The 18,162-nt window shown below is 62.7% G+C and carries 17 protein-coding genes; 13 read left to right on the plus strand and 4 right to left on the minus strand.

Annotation, left to right across the window (positions count from 1 at the left end; translation table 11 throughout):
• Positions 1-186: 186 nt before the first annotated feature.
• On the minus strand, positions 187-3,357 hold the full coding sequence (locus C454_RS01465) for a right-handed parallel beta-helix repeat-containing protein (protein WP_004971876.1): 3,171 nt from the start codon (positions 3,355-3,357) through the stop codon (positions 187-189).
• Between the two features lie 985 nt (positions 3,358-4,342).
• On the opposite strand from C454_RS01465, the gene C454_RS01470 reads away from it, so the two are divergent.
• The 8 genes from C454_RS01470 to C454_RS01505 all read left to right on the plus strand — a co-directional run bounded on the left by C454_RS01470 (position 4,343) and on the right by C454_RS01505 (position 11,251).
• The gene (locus C454_RS01470) at positions 4,343-5,119 is read left to right on the plus strand and encodes an IclR family transcriptional regulator (RefSeq protein ID WP_004971879.1); all 777 of its coding nucleotides are present in this window, start codon (positions 4,343-4,345) and stop codon (positions 5,117-5,119) included.
• A gap of 105 nt (positions 5,120-5,224) precedes the next feature.
• Positions 5,225-6,385, plus strand: coding sequence for an amidohydrolase family protein (locus C454_RS01475; protein WP_049904896.1), 1,161 nt, complete (start codon positions 5,225-5,227; stop codon positions 6,383-6,385).
• Positions 6,382-6,780, plus strand: coding sequence for a Rieske (2Fe-2S) protein (locus tag C454_RS01480; RefSeq protein WP_004971883.1), 399 nt, complete (start codon positions 6,382-6,384; stop codon positions 6,778-6,780). Before C454_RS01475 ends, C454_RS01480 begins: the two co-directional genes overlap by 4 nt.
• A 50-nt stretch (positions 6,781-6,830) precedes the next feature.
• A complete protein-coding gene (locus tag C454_RS01485) occupies positions 6,831-7,517 on the plus strand; it encodes an RraA family protein (protein ID WP_081605171.1) in 687 nt (228 codons plus the stop codon).
• 343 nt (positions 7,518-7,860) lie between these two features.
• Positions 7,861-8,802 (plus strand): glycine betaine ABC transporter substrate-binding protein, encoded by a 942-nt coding sequence (locus C454_RS01490; RefSeq protein WP_081605172.1) that lies wholly within the window; start codon positions 7,861-7,863, stop codon positions 8,800-8,802.
• 1 nt (position 8,803) lies between these two features.
• On the plus strand, positions 8,804-9,553 hold the full coding sequence (locus tag C454_RS01495; protein ID WP_004971890.1) for an ABC transporter permease: 750 nt from the start codon (positions 8,804-8,806) through the stop codon (positions 9,551-9,553).
• Positions 9,550-10,587: an ABC transporter ATP-binding protein gene (locus C454_RS01500; RefSeq protein WP_004971892.1), complete on the plus strand. Its 1,038-nt coding sequence runs from the start codon at positions 9,550-9,552 to the stop codon at positions 10,585-10,587. The genes C454_RS01495 and C454_RS01500 overlap by 4 nt, the downstream gene beginning before the upstream one ends.
• Positions 10,580-11,251, plus strand: a complete 672-nt coding sequence (locus C454_RS01505) for an ABC transporter permease (protein ID WP_004971894.1) — start codon at positions 10,580-10,582, stop codon at positions 11,249-11,251. Before C454_RS01500 ends, C454_RS01505 begins: the two co-directional genes overlap by 8 nt.
• Positions 11,252-11,351: 100 nt before the next feature.
• On the opposite strand, the gene C454_RS01510 is transcribed toward C454_RS01505, so the two are convergent.
• The gene (locus C454_RS01510; RefSeq protein WP_004971896.1) at positions 11,352-12,515 is read right to left on the minus strand and encodes an MFS transporter; all 1,164 of its coding nucleotides are present in this window, start codon (positions 12,513-12,515) and stop codon (positions 11,352-11,354) included.
• 240 nt (positions 12,516-12,755) lie between these two features.
• Positions 12,756-13,100 (minus strand): hypothetical protein, encoded by a 345-nt coding sequence (locus C454_RS01515; RefSeq protein ID WP_004971898.1) that lies wholly within the window; start codon positions 13,098-13,100, stop codon positions 12,756-12,758.
• Between the two features lie 137 nt (positions 13,101-13,237).
• On the opposite strand from C454_RS01515, the gene C454_RS01520 reads away from it, so the two are divergent.
• Together C454_RS01520 and C454_RS01525 are read left to right on the plus strand one after the other, a co-directional pair.
• Positions 13,238-14,044, plus strand: coding sequence for an aldo/keto reductase (locus tag C454_RS01520; RefSeq protein ID WP_004971900.1), 807 nt, complete (start codon positions 13,238-13,240; stop codon positions 14,042-14,044).
• A gap of 2 nt (positions 14,045-14,046) precedes the next feature.
• Positions 14,047-15,093 carry a zinc-binding dehydrogenase gene (locus C454_RS01525; protein WP_049904898.1) on the plus strand — a complete coding sequence of 349 codons (1,047 nt, stop codon included), beginning with the start codon at positions 14,047-14,049 and terminating at the stop codon, positions 15,091-15,093.
• 70 nt (positions 15,094-15,163) lie between these two features.
• Here the strand turns inward: C454_RS01525 and C454_RS01530 are convergent, their stop codons facing one another.
• Entirely contained in the window at positions 15,164-15,391 is a 228-nt protein-coding gene (locus C454_RS01530) for a hypothetical protein (RefSeq protein ID WP_004971905.1), read from the minus strand.
• A 169-nt stretch (positions 15,392-15,560) separates the two neighbouring features.
• Between C454_RS01530 and C454_RS01535 the strand changes: the two genes are divergently transcribed.
• The 3 genes from C454_RS01535 to C454_RS01545 all read left to right on the plus strand — a co-directional run bounded on the left by C454_RS01535 (position 15,561) and on the right by C454_RS01545 (position 18,067).
• The gene (locus tag C454_RS01535) at positions 15,561-16,808 is read left to right on the plus strand and encodes a saccharopine dehydrogenase family protein (RefSeq protein ID WP_081605173.1); all 1,248 of its coding nucleotides are present in this window, start codon (positions 15,561-15,563) and stop codon (positions 16,806-16,808) included.
• 341 nt (positions 16,809-17,149) lie between these two features.
• Positions 17,150-17,560 (plus strand): EamA family transporter, encoded by a 411-nt coding sequence (locus C454_RS01540; RefSeq protein ID WP_004971910.1) that lies wholly within the window; start codon positions 17,150-17,152, stop codon positions 17,558-17,560.
• A gap of 60 nt (positions 17,561-17,620) precedes the next feature.
• Positions 17,621-18,067: a universal stress protein gene (locus C454_RS01545; protein WP_004971912.1), complete on the plus strand. Its 447-nt coding sequence runs from the start codon at positions 17,621-17,623 to the stop codon at positions 18,065-18,067.
• Positions 18,068-18,162 lie beyond the last annotated feature (95 nt).

The raw sequence follows: 18,162 nt of genomic DNA on the forward strand, positions 1-18,162 counted from the left end.
CCGACGAGATTGTTCAATTCACACACTAAAACGACCGCTTCTATTCCGGTTTTGCACTGATTGAGGTAGGACACGCGACAGAACCACAGCGTGACACGCCTGCTGCCGCGGGGCCGAACGTCACGATACGCCGTCGCGTGGTGGGACTCTCCCCGCCGCGGTCGTCGTGGGGCGCGTTGGCCGCGTTCATCCTCGCATCGCCAAGACGTACGCGACGCCGGTGAGTCCGGCCCACGCGACACCCGCGGCGAGACCGACGCCGATCAGCGAAGCGGTACCGACGAGGCCGCCGACGAGCCAGACGAGGACGGCCGCGCCCGCCAACAGTTGTATTCGAAGGCCGCTCACCGGGGGCGACCGACGCTGAAGCGTCAGCGCCATCCCGTAGCCGCCGAGACCCAGCGCACCCACGTAGAGCCCGCTTCCGAGAAGCCCCCACATCGAGGCCAGTCCGCCGAGGAACCCGTCGTCGGTCGAATCGTTCGTCGGCGACTGAGACGTGGTCGTCGCCCCCGCCGTGTTCGGCGAGGCCGCCGTCGTCACCGATGGAGTCGCTTCGGGCGCCGCGACACCAATCGTCGCCGTGACGGTGTCGCTGTCGATACCGAGTCGGCTCTCGACGGCTAACCCGACGTCGAGGGGCTGCTCGCTCATCGTGACGCTGAGTTCGGGGGTCGATTGCACCCGCTCGGTCCCGTTCACGAAGAAGTGATAGCGACCGACTGGGGAGGTGTCGCTCGTCGAGCCGGCCCCGGACAGTCGGAGGTCGTCCGCGGCGGTCGCTGTCGCCGGGGCGTCGATTCGGGCAGTCGGCCGAGTGTACAACTCCTCGGGTGCCGCGGTTCGGAACGGAGTGAAATCGACCCAGCCGCGCTCGGTGACGACGGGGTTCCCCTCTCCGGACGGGAGAATCGACGAGTGATACGGACCGCTGGCAGCGCCCCAGTAGTTGGACTCGGCGTCGACGGTGCGAATCGGGTCCACCACGATTCGGGCGGTCGCGTTCGCGCTGATCAGCCGCTCGATATCGACCGTCAGACCGCGGTCTTGGCCGTAGATACTGTTGTTGACGACGTGGTGGGTCCTGGTTCCCTCGCCGGCCGTTTGGACCCCGATGCCGGTCGGAAGCGCGCCGCTCACGCGACGAATCGTCAGGGCGCTGGCTTCCGCGCTCCGCGTCTCGCTCTCGCCGTCCGTCCGTAGGACGACGACCGTGTCGTCCCAGAGCCGAGCGACCGTGAGCCGCTGTGTCAACTCGGGATTGGCGACGAGTTCTTCCAGCGGAACCGTCGACTCAGCCTGGTTGATGATCGCACCGGACGCCCCCTCCGCGACGTACACCCCCGTTCCCGGCGTCACCCTCGAAACGGGAACCGGGTCCGCAAAGGCGTTCGTGTTGAACACGATGTCGTTGTCCCGGACGTCGGTCTCGACGACCCCGCGGACGACGACGCCGTAGGAGTTGGCGGCGATAGTGTTGTTGGCGACCGAAAGCTCGCCGCGGTGCGTTATCGGGCTGGCGACGAGCAGCCCCGCGCCGGCGTTGTTCGCCAGTCGGTTCTCGCTGACGTTCGTCCGGTGAATAATCAGGTCCGAGCGGACCGAAACGGCGTGACCCCCGTTATCGCGGACGGTGTTATTCCGGACGGCGACCTCGCGTGCCGCCGCTCCCGTCCGGAGCTCCAGTCCCGCTCCTCCGTTGTCCCGGACAGCGTTGTCCGCCAGTGTGAGACCCGACACGACGGTCCCATCGAGGGCGAAGCCGTCGCCGCCGTTCTCGACGAGGCGGTTCCCGCGAACGTCGCTCCCCCTCGTCAGCCAGTTGTTGACGTGGACGGCGTCCCCGCCGTTACCGCGAATCGCGTTGTCGGTGAGTTGCAGATTCAGTTCGAGACTGCGAGCGGTGAGGTCGACGCCGTGACCGACGTTGTCCGCGAGCGTGTTGTCACGGATGGTAACCGCACCCGGCCGGGGGAGTTGGGTCCCCGACTGGCGGATACGGATGCCAGTCTGAGCGCCGCGAACCTCGTTTCCGACCACGCTCGCCGTCGTCTCGTCGCGAGCGTCGAGTTGGATGCCGGCGTCATCCGCGGTGATTTCGTTGTTCAACAACGTCGAATCGCTCCGAGCCGCGCGAACCGCAATTCCGCTCCCCGCAGTCGCCGAGATATCGCTGTTCAACACCCAGAGCCGGTCGACGCTGTCGGCGGCGGCGAAGACACCGCTCCCGTTGATATCGCGGAACGTCGACTCGCGAACGGTGAGTTGTCGCACGCGCGTCGTGGACGCGGCGCGCTCGTCGACCGGCGACGTGACGTTTCCGACGACGAGCGAGCCCCGAACGCCGTCCGAGAGTTGCGGAATCCCCGAGTTCCGGAGGTCGACCGCAACGGGGTAGATTCCGCGCGTCTCCGGGTTGACCACGTCGCCGTACTCCACGAGGAGTCGGCCGTCGCTCGGAATGTTGACCGGCCTCGACAGCGAGATTCGCACGCGACCGTCCCGCGCCGAGACGTCCGTGACGAACGAGTCGAACGACCGCTCTATCGTTCCGTTTCGGTTGCTGTCGAGACCGATGCGGGCGATGCTCTCCGCGTCGACGTCGTCGACGGATCCGGCGTCGGCGTACCGGAGTTCTATCGTGTCGAAGGTCACGCCGACGCCGGCATCGAGCGACAGCGTGTGGTTCGACCGCTCATCGCGCTCCGCGGGTGACGCCGTAATCGAGGTCTCGCCGGTCGCGCCCGTCAGGGGCGTCGCCCGAACCGCGTGCCCGTCGATGCGTCGGAACGTCGACCGCTCGATGGTAATCCGGGGCGTCGACGCGGTGTCGCCGACCGACAGCCCGGCGTTCGAGAAGTCCCGGAACGTCGAGTCGGTAATCGTAATCGAACCGTCTGCGCGGGCCACGGTGATGCCGCTCGTCCCGCCCTGCAGGGTCGTATTGCGCACGACGAGCCGGGACTCGCTCGTCCCGTTGTAGCGGATGCTCGCCCACCGGCGGTCGGCCGCGGCACCCGCGGACCGTGAAACCGTTACCGGTCGGTCCGCTGTGCCGTCGACGACGAGCGAGCCGTCGACGGAGAGTGTGATTCCCTCGGCGAGCTGAACGTCGGTTCCGGGTCGTATCGTCAGCGTCGTCCCGGGGTCTACGTGGACGCTCTGGATGATCCGGTAGGGGCCATCCTCCGGCGTCCACGTCGTATCCGCGGTGATGTCCGATTCCACGAACGTCGTGCTGGTCTCGTTTTCGACGGCCGCGACCGGGCCGACGAGGGGGACGAAAAGCGCCGCGACGACGAGTACGACGAGCGCCTGTCGAGTCCGAGTGAGATGGGAGGAAGTAGAGAGCGTCATGCGTCGGTCGGAGATACGTTGTAAGTGCCTTCCGCGTGATATAAATGAAGTGGTACTCGGCTCTGAAATCGACGGCGGTCAGCCGGCGGCCGTCACGACTTAATTTTCACACGGCGAGACGCCGACCGTGATGCGAATCACTGGCTGAGTAGATAAGTATACAATATTGAAATGAACTAAGATATATAAGATATCAATAATAACTCACCAGTAGGTCGCCGACGAGACTCCGAACTCGAACAACAGTGAGAGATTAGCAATGAGCGCACGCAAACAGGACGCTCGCTGCTATCTTTGCGAGTTAAATCGAATAGCGAGCGAACAAGTAGTAGATGAGAGTCAACTTTGTTACAGAAGTATATGTCCTCTATTCAAACAATATTTGTCTACAATACTGTAGAAAAATGTTAAGTTAGAGAATTCTAACCTGTTATAGACGATTTGTAAATCGTTATTGAAGACTGAATAGTTCTGAAATCTCAGTACGAAGAACTCGTCACACGGAGAATCTATAAATTTTGCAGAATGAATTTATTTCCTATATATTACGAGAACCTCGGTACACCAGTGAGGAATCACGCAACGACCCGTGAAGTCTCGCGCCATGGTATCGGGGCAGTACAGGACGTGTGCGAGATAGACGGTGGTCAGAGATTACACCAGTACTACTGTAATCTAAATCTCGGCTGCTGCGAGTAGCCACGCGGTTATCCACCGCGGCAGTAACTCGTAACGCGACTTCGGTCCGACAGCACTCGTCGGAAGGTGTCGAGAGTGGATAGCGAACCCGCGTTTCGTGAGATAAAACGGGCGCGCTGGCAGGCGGGACGATTTACAGAAACTTCAAACCGGACCCCGCTTAGATTGCTCGCCTCAGGACGAACACAGTCGTACGCAAGCGTAGTTCGAGCCGGTGTCTCAGAACACGATACGTTCGATTTCGTGATGCGAAACAATAAAGTCCCCACGAAACCGACGCTAGCATATGACACACAAAGCCAAGAATCCCATCAACTCCGATCTGACGTTGCTCGAAATCCTCAACGGACTGGAGGAACTGGGCGGAGGGCGCATCCAAGACATCGCCGACGAGACGGGAATCACCAAAAGCACGGTCCACAACCACCTCAGTACGCTCCGTCAGCAGGGGTTCATCGTTAAGGACGGAGACCGGTACTATCTGGGGCTACGGTTCCTCAGACTCGGGGAGGTCGCACGAAACCGCGGGCCGCTGTTCTCGTTCGGTCGCCCGGAAGCGGACAAAGTCGCCAACGAGACGGGGGAGTTAACCAACTTATCGACCGTAGAACACGGCCGCGGCGTCTATCTCTATCGGACACAGAGCGAACATGAAGTGCGATTTTCGACGGCCGCCGGCGAGTACCACGACCTCCACTGCTCCGCGACGGGAAAGGCGATACTCGCCTTTTCGCCGGACTCGGTGTTAGACGAATTCGAGGACGTCCACGGCCTGACGAGATACACTCAAAACACTATCACGGACCGCGCGGAGCTCGAAGAAAGCCTCGAAACGGTTCGCGAACGCCAACTCGCGTTGGACCTCGAGGAGTACGAAAAGGGGCTTCGGTGCGTTGCGTCCCCGATTCTCGACAAGGACGACCGCGCGCTCGGTGCAATCAGCGTCTCCGGGCCGGCGATGAAATTCACCGGAGAGTACTACCGCGAAACCCTCGCGGAGGCCGTCAAGAGTGCGGCGAACGTTATCAGTCTCAACATCACGCGAACCGAGGGAACGTACTAATCACCCGGAATCAGTTCTGTTTCGTGTGACAAAATATTTCGATTCATCTCCGGCACTCTGTCTGAGGAGAACATTTATAACGATTGTATCCAACATTGGAATCGTATGGCTGACCAACGCAAGCGACTCGCCGAACGTAGTGAGCAAGCCAGGTCAAACCCCCTCGCAGACCAGCTCAAGGAAGTGCCGGTCATCGACATGGACGTCCACACGTCCTTCAGAAACGAGGAGATTCAACGGGACCTGCTGAAGCACCTCGACGACCCGTACAAGCGGGAAATCGAGTACTACCTGCAACCGGGGACGTCCTCGTACGACGGGATGTACCCGACGGACAACTACAACCGCGACCTGAGCGGGAAACTCCCGACGGAGCTGATGCAGGTCACGGAGCCGAAAGAGGACATCGACGACGTCCTGTCGCGGGAGTTCCACGTCGACTACCCCATCGTCAACATGCTGCCGGAGCTCAACATGGTCCGGCAGACCGACAAGGCGGTAGCGCTCAACGAGGCAGCCAACAAAGTGCTCGTCGAGCGCTTCCTCGACGGACACGACAACTTCCACGGCCTGGCGTCGGTCGTCCCACACGACCCGTCGGCCGCCGCGGAGGAAATCGACCGATTCGCCAAGGAAGACCAGATCTGCGGCGTGTTCCTGAACTCGACCGGGACGAAGACGCCACTCGGCGACGAGAAGTACGACCCCATCTACCGCGCGGCGGAGGATAACGACCTTCCCGTCGTCTTCCACGGGGCGGCGGCTCCGGGACTCGCCCTCGACTTCCCCACGCTCCAGCACGAACTGCAGACGTACATGGCGAACCACGCGCTCGCACACGTCTACTCCCAGTTCCTGACGCTGACGAGCCTCTTCGAGAACGGGACGCCGGCGAAGTTCCCCGGGGTCGACTTCGTGTTCCAGGAGGCGGGAATCGCGTGGCTCTCGCTCATCTTCCGTCTAAACCGGGAGTACAAGCAGCGCCGGAGCGAGGTCCCGCTGCTTGAGAAGACGCCGGAGGAGTACGTTCGCGACCAGTTCTACTTCGCCACGCAACCGCTCGACGAGCCGAACGACCCGGTCATGATGCAACAGCTCGTGGAGATGTGGGGCGGCGACGTGCTCATGTTCGCGACGGACCACCCCCACTTCGACATCGACAACACGGAAGCGCTGCTGAAATACCTCGGTAACTTCTCCGAGGAGGACCGTAACAAGGTGTTGTACGGAAACTCGGCAGAAGTCTTCGACATCGACGTCTCATGAGCAAGAACGCACAGAATCTTCCGCTCGACGACGACGAACACGTCGTCGCGCGGTCCGACGAACTCACCGACGGCGAACGCGTCATCGCGCTCCTGAACGGGAAGGAGATCGGCGTGTTCAACATCGACGGCGAGCTGTACGCCTACCCGAACTGGTGTGCTCACCAGGGCGGCCCCCTCTGTGAGGGGATGGTGAGCGGAACCGTCGAAGCGGAACACGACCGGGACACGCTCACGACCGAGCTCGAGTGGTGCCGAGAAGGAGAGATTCTCAGCTGTCCGTGGCACGGCTGGGAGTTCGACGCTACGACCGGCGACTGCCTCGTCGACGACGGCTGTAAACTCCGGTCAATTCCCGTTCGCAACGAGTCCGGCTACGTCGTCGTCACGCTGTAATCGCTATCCGAACACCACACCCCCCAACCACACCACACCAACCCAAACCGATGAGCAATCAATCCACTACAGAAAGAAAACGACAAGTCGACAAGGAACTGCTCGCCAAATACGAAGACCTGTACACGCCGGCGGTGGCAGACGTGATGCACGAGTACGGGTACGAAGAGCAGACGCTCGACCCCGAACTCACGCCGCTCGACGACGGCATGACCGTGGTCGGAAGCGCGTTCCCCATCGTCGGGCGACCGAACCGAAGCGTCAACGCCGACGAGGTACTCAGGCGCTTCCTCGAGATGCACGAGGACGTTCCCAAAGACGGCGTCATGATCTACGACACCAACGACACGAACTCGGCCCACCTCGGCGAGCTCGAAGTGACCTCGCTCCAACCGTCGGGCGTGGCCGGTGCCGTCATCGACGGCGGCGTCCGCGACACGAGCGTCATCCGAGAGCGCGGCTTCCCCGTGTTCAATCGGTACACGACCCCCGTAGACTGTATCTTCCGCTGGGAACTGCTCGACTGGGGCACCGACGCCGTGGTCGGCGGGGTCGAAGTCTCACCCGGCGACATCGTCGTCGGCGACGGAGACGGCGTCGTCGTCGTTCCCCAGGAAATCGCTGAGGACGTCGCCGAGGACGCCCACGAGATGGCGTCGTCCGAAGACGCGGTCCGGGCCGCCCTCGAAGAGGGTGTCGGGGCGTTCGACGCCTACGAGGAACACGAGACGTTCTAGGCGTTTTCGAGACGACAGCGGAGCGTCCCATAACAACCTGCGAAGGACGACGGCGCGACCCCGAATGGGTGAGCACGGAGCAGCACGCTACTCAGTCGCTCGGAGAGGCGGGATTGCGGTCGTGAGCGAACCCGCTCCCGCGAGACCGGCTTCCGAGGTCGTCCGGCGCTGCTCCGATCCGCTGGACGGGAGAGCGAGAGCGGATGTTAATGTTGGTTAGATGCTATTTTTGAATGTGCGTGCGTCCATCATCTAAGACGCGCAGGGTTCGCCCAGTTCGGGCGGCAAAAACTGTCTGAGGATAAATTATAAATATCTCCGGCCAAGTTCATCAGGATGAATCATGCACAACAGTAGGAGAGCGTTCCTTCAGTCAGCGGGAGCAATCGGTATCGCAAGCATGGCGGGCTGTTCCAGTATCGTAGACGGCGGCGGCAGCGGCGACAGCATCACCATCGGTTCGAAGCAGTTCGCGGAACAGGAGATTCTCGGGCACATGGCGATTGCCGCCCTCCGGGAGAACACCGACCTGACGGTCAACGACGAGACGGGGCTCGGCGGCACCTCCCAGTGTTTCAACGCGCTCAAGAACGACGAAATCGACTGCTACTGGACGTACACCGGAACGCTCTGGCACCAGATTCTCGGGAAATCGAACGTCATTCCCGACGGGGAGCAGATATACAGCGAGTCGAAGAGCGCCGCCGAAGAAGAGTGGGGACTGACGCTGACGGAACCCACGGGGGCTGACGCGTCGTGGACCATCGTCGCCCGCCCCGATTGGGCGAGCGAACACGGCATCGAAACGATCAGCGACTTCGCCTCGTACGTCAACGACGGGAACACGGACATGACGTTCGTGTCCTACACGGAATACGCGGAACGAGAGGACGGTCTCCCCGCCCTCATCGACGACTACGGCATCGAGCAGTCCGCGTGGGACGAAGTGAAGCTCCGGAAGGTCGGATACGGCGGCCTGAACTACCAGATTCTCAACGACGGCCAGGCCGTCGCGACTTCGGGCTGGCAGACGCAGCCGCAGATATACAAGTACGACCTGCGCATCCTCGACGACGACAAGGGTCACTTCTCGAAGTACTGGATCGTCCCCATGATACAGCAGGCTGCCGTCGAGGAGAACCCCGTCGTCAAGGAGACGCTGGACGAGGTGGCACCGAGCGTCACCACCGAGAAGATGCAGCAGATGGCGCTCGAGGCCAGCGAGGAAGACAGGGACCCGGCGAGCATCGCTCGCGACCACCTGAGCTCCGAAGGACTCATCTGACATGCCATCAACGACATCCCTCGAAGCGGCTCTCACCGCCCTCGCGTCGGTGACGTTAAACTCCACGCTCGGAGAGTACCAGTCGTTCGTCTCCCGGTACGCCGGCGACCTGCTCGTGTTGACGCTGGAGCACATCGATATCATCGCTATCTCGATGCTGCTCGCGATACCCATCGGTATCTCGCTCGGCGTCCTGATAACGTTCAACGACACCGCGGCCACGGTCGTTCTCTGGCTCGCCGGCGTCGCCATGACGGTGCCGAGCATCGCGCTGTTCGGACTGCTCATCCCCGTCTTCGGAATCGGGGAACCGCCGGTCATCGTCTCGCTGGTGTTGTACTCGCAGCTTCCGCTCGTCAGGAACACCTACGTCGGGCTCAACGGCGTCGACGACGCGGTCATCCAGTCCGGACGGGGGCTGGGTATGACCCGTATCGAGCGCCTGCGACAGATTCAGGTCCCGATGGCGCTCCCGGTCATCATGACCGGACTGCGGAACGCAGTCGTCATCATCATCGGCGTCGCCGCCATCGGGGCGTTCGTCGGAGCCGGCGGGTTGGGGGATTTCATCTTCCAAGGCATCCGCGAGCGTAATATCCCGATGATAGTCGTCACGACCGTCGTGCTGGTGGTGCTGACGCTGGCGTTCGATTACTGCTTCGCGGTCAGCGAGCAGTTGTTCAGACTTCGTAACGGAGAGCAGATAGACCAAGCACGACCGACCCGCGCGATTTGGAGGATACTCTCATGAGTCAACACGCAATCGAGTTCGAAAACGTTCGGAAAGAGTACGGGCAGACAGTGGCGCTCGACGGTGTGAGTTTCAGCGTCGAAGCGGGGACGACGACCGTCCTCGTCGGGCCGTCGGGCTGCGGCAAGACGACCACGATGAAGCTCGTCAACCGCCTCGAAGACCCGACCGACGGAGCGGTCCGGTTCGAGGGTGAAGACGTACAGAACGTCGAGAAGACGAGCCTTCGGCGAAGCATCGGTTACGTCATCCAGGACATCGGCCTGTTCGACCACATGACCGTCGCGGAGAACGTGGGAACGGTCCCGCGGCTGAAAGGCTGGGACGAAGACCGCATCGAGAGCCGGGTCGACGAGCTCCTGTCGCTCATGGACCTTCCTCCGGACCAGTACCGGGAGAACTACCCGCGGGAACTGTCCGGCGGCCAGCGCCAGCGCGTCGGCGTCGCCCGCGCCCTCGCGGCCGACCCGGACCTGATGTTGATGGACGAGCCGTTCGGGGCGCTCGACCCCATCACCCGCGACAACCTCCAAGACGAGTTCCTCGAGATTCAAGAGCAGATCAACACCACGATTCTGTTCGTCACCCACGACATCGACGAGGCGCTGAAGATGGGTGACAAAATCGCGATTTACGACGTGGGCGAAGTCGTCCAGTACGACACGCCCGAGAACATCCTCGAGAACCCGGCGAACGAGTTCGTCGAGGACTTCATCGGGTCGAACCGCGGCCTGAAGAAACTGCAGGTGCTGCCGGTCGAAGACGTCATGGACACGGACGGCTCGCTCGTGGGGAAGTCCGTCTCCGAACTGGCTCGGGAGCGCCCGGAGTTCGAAGCCGCCGCGGCGGACGGCGCGGGAACGCCGCCGTACGTCACCGCCGGGCAAAGCGCCGAGACGGCGCTCTCGGTGCTGCTCGAATCCGACTGCGACGACCTCCCGGTCGTCCGAGACGACAGCGTCGTCGGGACGGTGACCCTCAAACACCTCCGCCACAGTAACGGACCAACGCGGGAGGAACTCACGCATGAGTAACCTGCTCGTCGAGGCGACGAACTACCTGCTCAACAACTTCGACACGTTCGTCGACCTGCTGCGCGAGCATCTCATCTTGGTGCTCGTCGCGCAGGTCGGTGCGATAGTCGTCGCGGTGACGGCAGGTATCCTCGCGACGCGAAACGAGCGAGCGAAGACGTGGGTGCTCTCGTCGGGGAACATCTCCCAGACGGTCCCGCCGCTGGCCGTCATCGCGCTCGTCTTCCCGTTCGTCGGCATCGGCTTCAACTCGGCGTTGCTCGCGATGTGGGTGTACGCGCTGTTGCCCATCATCACGAACACCATCGCCGGCATCGAGGACGTCGACGAGGGAACCATCCGAGCGGCGGAAGGGATGGGCATGACCGACCGCGAAATCCTCCGTCAAATCCAACTCCCGTTGGCCGTCCCAGTCATCTTCGCCGGCATCAGGACCAGCACCGTGATGAACGTCGGAACGGCGTACCTCGCCATCTTCATCGGTGCCGGGGGGCTCGGCGACTGGGTCGTCACCGGCATCCAACTGTTCAACACGCCGCAGATTCTCGCCGGCGCGATTCCCGGCGCGGTGTTGGCGATTTCGCTCGACACCATTCTCGGCGTCGCCGAGCGGAACCTCAACACGCAGACCACGCAGAGCGGCGGTGCAGTCGCGGAGGCCTGAACCGACATCCGCCAAACGAGTCCCCGATACGGTTGCCCCTCGTACCCTCTTGTCACCGCATCGTCGGCAGCGACACGACACAGCCGACGAGCCGTTCGAATCAGCGTCGCCCGAGCCACACCAGCGGTATCGCTGCGAGCCCAAAGCCGACGAGCAGGCTCGCGAACGCCGACGTGTAGCCCAGTCTCGTGGCGGCGGTCCCGATGTACGCGGGGCCGAGACTGCCGACGGCGAAGTACACCGTTCTGAGGACGCCGAGGTCGCCGCCGATCGTCTCCGTCGCCAGCACGTCGCTGAGATAGACGTACATGACCGGCCAGATGGCAGTGATGGCGACGGCGTAGGCGACGAGTCCGAGCCCGACGCCGATGGGGGAGTCGACGAGCACGAGCGTCGAGAGCCCGACGACACCGAATCCCATCGCGGTGACGCCCATCCCGGTGGGAGACCACGCGTCGCTGAGCGCGCCGGCGACGGGCGTAACCACCATGCCGACGACGAACATGCTCGCGAAGGCGACCGTCGCCTCGAACGACGAGAACGACTTCACCGCCTGCAGATACGCCGGGAGAAAACTCGCGCTGCCCTGCCAGAGGAACATCGAGACGGACATGACAACGAGGACGGCGTACGTCTCGCGCTCCCGAAAGAGCCGAGAGCACACCGCTTTGGGGTCGAGCGCCACGCGCGAGACGGCGTACTCGCCGCGGTTGAGTCTGTGGGTCCCGACCCCGACGAGAACCAGCAATACGACGACCGGGACGAACGCGTCCCGCCACGAGAACGTCCCGACGATGGCGACCGCGAGCACCGCCGACAGCGCGCTTCCGAGGTTGACGGCCGCGTCTCGGATACCGAAAGCGCGCCCGCGGTTCTCCTCGAAGTGAGTCTGCAGCAGGACGAATCCGGCGGGTTCGAACAGCCCGTAGCCCGCGCCGATGAGGCCGAGCCCCGCGACGAACACCGGGAACGTCGTCGCCGCCGCCAAGACGAGGAATCCGAGAATCATCACGCCCTGGCTGCCGAGCAACACGACGCCGGCCGAGAGGCGGTCGGAGTACCGACCGCCGGGGAACTGCGCGGCGGCGTTGCACGCCCACATGAACGAGATGGACACGCCGGCCTCGGCCGCGCTGACCCCGAAGTAGTCGATGATCTCCGGGAGCATCGGTGCGACGACGAGCAGACCGGAGAGCGATACGACGATACCGAGCGCGTGGAGGTTCAGTTGTCTGCCGTTGTACCCGCGAAACGTCTCTAGCATTGGTGTGGGTGTGTCATGGTGTCTGGTGAGTCGTCAGTGAGTCTCGGTCGTCGGTGAATCTCGGCCGCCGTCGGGGGCGAGTAAGCGAACTGCTCGCACGGTCGAGGGGGCGGCCCGCACCGCGGGAGGAACTCCGCCCGGAGCGTGACGAGACGAGCGACCGGTCTCAGGCTCTGCTTGCAGCGTGTTATGTCCCGGTCCACGGCGATGGCAATTAAAATTGCCGAGTGAGACGTGCGGTCACTCTCGCTCGGCGACCGCGTCCTCGACGAGCGATTTGAACGCCGACGACGTGATAGAGAAGACGGTGTTCGCGCTACTGTCGCGCGACCGGTGGACCGACTCGATTGGTTCGCCGTCGAGCCGTATCTGCCACGTGCTCAGTTTCGACGGCGACGGGTCGACGAGCCGGATGTTGCAGCCGTGGCTCGCTTCGAGCTCCTCGACGACCGTGTGGACGGAGACGTCGTCTTCGAACTTCGGTGCGTCGTAGCCCGGGAGGTCGAGCTCCTCGCGAATCTCCACGTTCTCGTCCCACCACGGCGGAACGTCGTCGGGGCGGTCTGTGTCAGAACTGTCGGTCATACTCACACCTCGTCAAGCAACCGCAAAGAAACTTCGCCTCGGTCCCGACCTGGTCGGAGTCAGGTGCTTCCGAGGGGCAAAGCGTTATACCTCGCTCGTTGGTAGTTGGTGTCGTGAGTCATAGTAGCACGTTTGAGATGGGTATCGGAACCTGGTACCCTGACCAGCGACAGAGATGCGTCGACAGCGTTCTCACTGCGCTCGGTCACGGCTATCGGCACGTCGACACCGCACAGCAGTACGACACCGAGAAATACGTCGGTGAAGCTATCCAACGGTCGGACGTCCCGCGCGAAGAGATAACCGTCGCGACGAAGGTCCGGCCGAGCAACCTCAGCTACGACCGCGTGCTCGAAAGCACGAAAGAGAGCCTGGACGCGCTCGGCGTCGAGACCATCGACCTGCTGTACGTCCACTATCCACTGAAGGCCTACGACGTCGAAGAGACGATGGCGGCGTTCACGGAACTGTACGAGCAGGGACTCATCGACAACATCGGCCTCAGCAATTATTCGATACCCTTGCTCGACGAGGCGATGGACGTCCTCGACGTTCCCGTCTTCGCCCATCAGGTCGAGATGCACCCGCTCTTACAGCAGCAACACCTGCTCGAACACGCCCGGAAACACGACTACTGGCTGGTCGCGTATCGTCCGCTCGTCGGGGGGAAAGTGATGGAGATGCCGGCTCTGATCGACATCGCCGAGAAGCACGACGTGACCCCAGCACAGGTGAGTCTGGCCTGGTTGTTGAGCAAAGAGCGAGTCGCGGTGGTTCCGAAGGCGACCGGCGACCATGTCGCGGCGAACTGGGACGCCCGACAACTAGAGCTCACGGCGGACGACGTCGCCCGAATCGACGCCATCTCCCGGGAAGAGCGAACCGTCACACGCGAGTCGAGCGTGATGATCCACGACGAGCCGATGCCCTGGGAAGAAACCTAAATATGGCACCGGAGACCATGAACGCAGTATTGCTCACCGGACACGGTGGGCTGGAGAAGTTAGCGTACCGAAAAGACGTTCCGGTGCCCCAGCCCGGTTCCGATGACGTACTCGTCGAGGTCGAAGCGTGTGGACTGAACAACACGGACATCTGGACTCGGGAGGCGGCATACGGCGACGACGATGCCGGCTGGAAAGGGCGGCTCGATTTCCCGATCATCCAGGGAGGAGACATCGCGGGGACAATCGCCGACGTCGGTCCGAACGTCTCGAAGGACCGAATCGGTGAGCGAGTCCTCGTGGATAACGCGCTCTACGCTGACGCTCCCAGCGAGTTCCAATCGCTTGTGAACGCGGACCTCGTCGGAAGCGAACGCGACGGAGGGTACGCGGAGTACTCGGTCGTTCCGGCCGAAAACGCACACGAACTAGAGAGTTCCCTCTCTGCTCCTGAACTCGCGACGTTCCCGACGGCGTACGTGACGGCCGAACGGATGTTGAATCGCGCGAACGTCGGAGCTGGCGACGACGTGCTCGTCACCGGTGCCTCTGGAGGCGTCGGAACCGGACTCGTCCAACTCGCACGGCGACGCGGTGCACGCGTGCTCGGACTGACGAGTAGCGGGAAATCGGACGCGGTTCGCGAGGTGGGTGCAGACGCGGTCATCGCACGCGACGAAGCGGACGTCCCGTCAGCGATAGAACACTGGACCGAAGACGGGCACGTCGACGTCGTGGCCGACGTCGTCGGTGGCGAGTTGTTCCAGGCGCTTCTCGAAGCGCTCCGACCGGGCGGCAGCCTCGTGACCGCCGGTGCTGTCGCCGGTCCCGTCACCGAAATCGACCTCCGAACGGTGTATCTGAAGCAAATCGACGTCGTCGGGTCGACGATGGGGACGCGAAGCGAGTTCCGAGACTTGGTTCGCTACATCGAGAACGGCGACATCGAACCAGTGCTCGCCGAGACGTACCCGCTCTCTGAGGTCCGCGAGGCACAGCGTCACTTCGCCCGGAACGATTACGTCGGGAACATCGTGGTGGAACCGTAGCGCGTATTCGAAGAGACCGGTACGCTCGACACGACAAAATTCCCGAAGGCGATGTAGTACGTTATCGTTCCTAACCCGAGAAAGAGACCGCCTGCGAGTGCGAGTCCGGTCCCTTCGTGGAAACGACGACCGGTCCGCCTTGCCAGAGGAGATACCCGGTCGCGGCGGTGAGCCCGGCGACGTACGTGTAGATGACGGCCTGCTCCGGTGGCAGGGTTCGTGTCGGGAGTTTGGCGAGAAACGCCCAGCCCGCGTAGAGCGCCATCGCCGCGAACGCAAAGAGCGCTGTTTTCGACATGATGTTCGTACAGCTAGTATCCCAGCGAGGTAGTATAGCCTCTTGGACGCCTCGCCGTGCCATCGAGAACGTGAGTGTTGGTGAGATTGATGTCCGCAAATCAGATGATTACAGGTACTGTGAGAGTCCATAGAATTAAGTCGGTTAATCATGCATATCCTACTGTATTATGAGCGGTAAGACCGTAGTCCTTGGCGGTTCCGGAGCGATGACCTCCGCCTGCGTGTACGACCTGTACCGAACCAGCGACTTCGACGAAATCGTCGTCGCGGACGCCGACGAGAAGAATGCCCGCCGGCTCGTCGAACTAATCGACGACGACCGCGTCACGTTCGAACCCGTGGACGCGACGAGCGCGGACGACATCGCCCGCGTCCTCGACGACGCGGCGTACGTGGTGAACGGACTCCCGTACCAGTTCGAAGAGAACGTCCTCGACGCCATCGTCAAGGTCGGCGACCTCACCGGTGTCGACCTGAACGCCTTCGACTTCGACGCCGTGCTCAGCCGGTCCGACGAGTTCGCTGAGGCGGGCTGTTCGCTGTGGTTCGCGAACGGCGGCCTCGTCAGCACGATCGCGCTCGGCATGGTCGGCTGCGACGAGTTCGACGACGTCGAGGACGTGAACTTCTACTGGGGGATGTGGCGGCTCCTCAGCCAGACGACCGCCGGCCTCACCGACACCGTCACCTACGAACACGACCCGAACGTCGACGAGCGGGCCCGCTGGGAAGACGGAGAGGTCATCAACGACCTCCCGCCGTTCTCCCAGGAGCGGACGTTCGAGTTCCCCGGCCCCATCGGGGAACAGGAGACGTACGTCATCTCCCATCCCGAACCCATCACGTTCCCGAAGGCACCCATCGCACAGGAGACGAACGTCGACCGAATCATCACCCGCGGCGTCTGGCACGACGAGTGGACCGAATACGAGCGGACGCTCCACGCGATGGACGCGTTCGACGCGGACCCCATCGAGGTCGAAGGCGGGACCGTCGACCCCCTCGAAGTCGCCCAGTCGCAGGTCAAGCGCGCCGGCCGACAGCGAGACGCTGAGTGGCAGGCACCCGAGGAACTCTCCAGCGAGACGGAGTGGACGCCACAGACGATTCTCTCGTCGGAAGTCACGGGGACGGCGGCCGGAGAAGCGGGGACCGCGGTCTACCACTTCGAACAGCCGTTCCCGTTCTTCGACGGCAACGAAATCTCGATGATGCGGGAGTACGGCTGCTACGTCGGCGTGCCGCTGTCGGTGACGCTTCAGCTCATGGCCGAGGGTGCCGTGGACAAGGACGGCATCTTCGTGACCGAGACCAGCGGTATGGACGCCGACCGATACTTCGAGATGATGGAAGCGCGCGGCTTCGAGCTGACCGAAGAACAGACGCCGCCTAAGCAGGCCGCGACGTCCACGTAAGCGAACGCGCCGAGAGTATCGGTCGCTGTCCCTCTTGATTCGACATTTGTCGTATAAAGATTTAACCTACTGTCGAGACGACGTGGTCCCGTATGCGATGTCCAAACTGCGACGAAACCCTCGTCGCCGTCGAGACGTACCACGACAGCGAGTTCGTCTGTAGAACGTGCGAGTACTACCTCCCCAGGGGGTCTGATTGACCCGACGAGCGACGCGTTCCTTGGACGCAGGCCGAGCGGGAGGGAGAGAGGGACGTGGGCAGGCTTTCTTCCGGGTGAGTTCCGTCACGGACAGCCAAAGAATCAATACCGGTTGTCCCTGACATACGGGTAACGCACGCTATGTCGAAGACAGTTATCTTCGCGTTCGGGTCGATGGCGCTCTACGCGGGCTGGGCGTTTCTCGCCAAAGTCGCAACGAAGTCACTGCCGGCGGAGCAAGCCGTCATCTACACCTACGTCGCTGGACTCACCGCAGCCGCCTCGTACCTCCTGTGGCGCGGCGGTCCGGTCGTCGTCTCCACGAGGGGAATCGGGTTCGCACTCGCGGGCGGACTGTTCCTCGGACTCGGAACGATCAGCTACTACATCGCGCTCAGTCAGGGCTCCGCCGCCGTTGCGACGAGCATCAGCGGAATGTACCTCCTCGGAACGACGCTCCTCGCGGTCGTCTTCCTGGAGGAATCGCTCGGTCAGGTCAAAATCGCGGGCATCGCGCTGGCGGTCGGCGCAGTGATACTGCTCGCGCAGTGAGCGACGTAGGGCTATACCGCCTCCCAAGGAAATTAGTCACCTGACCTCTATACGGAGGATATGGCAATCGTGACCGCAATCGACGATTCGGACCGAGCAGCGACCGTACTCTCGAAGGCGTCGGCTCTCGCCGCGGACCTCGACGAACCGCTTCACTCGCTTCACGTGCTCCAGCGTACGGACCTCGTTGACACCCTCGAAAAAGAGGTCGAGGGGCAGGAAGTCACCGAGAACCACGAGGTCAGACGCGTCGGAGCGGAGATTATCGAGCGGGCGGCGGCGAACGGAGAACTCGAACACGAGACAGCGGAGATAGAGAACGTCGTCCGCGTCGGCGACCCGGCGGAGCAAATCACGACGTACGCCGACAGCGTCGACACGCGCTACATCGTCGTCGGGGGACGACGCAGGTCGCCGACGGGGAAGGCCCTGTTCGGAAGCGTCACGCAGCGCGTGATGCTCAGTTCCGAAGTGCCGGTGCTCAACGTCCCAACGAGTAGCCAGTAGCGGTACGCGCCACTCCGAGACCACCGGCGTAGCCCGGGAGAGAGACGGCGACCGCGAACGACCGCGACGGCGCCCGTATTGACAAGACCGACAGA

Source organism: Haloferax gibbonsii ATCC 33959, assembly GCF_000336775.1.
GTDB lineage: Archaea > Halobacteriota > Halobacteria > Halobacteriales > Haloferacaceae > Haloferax > Haloferax gibbonsii.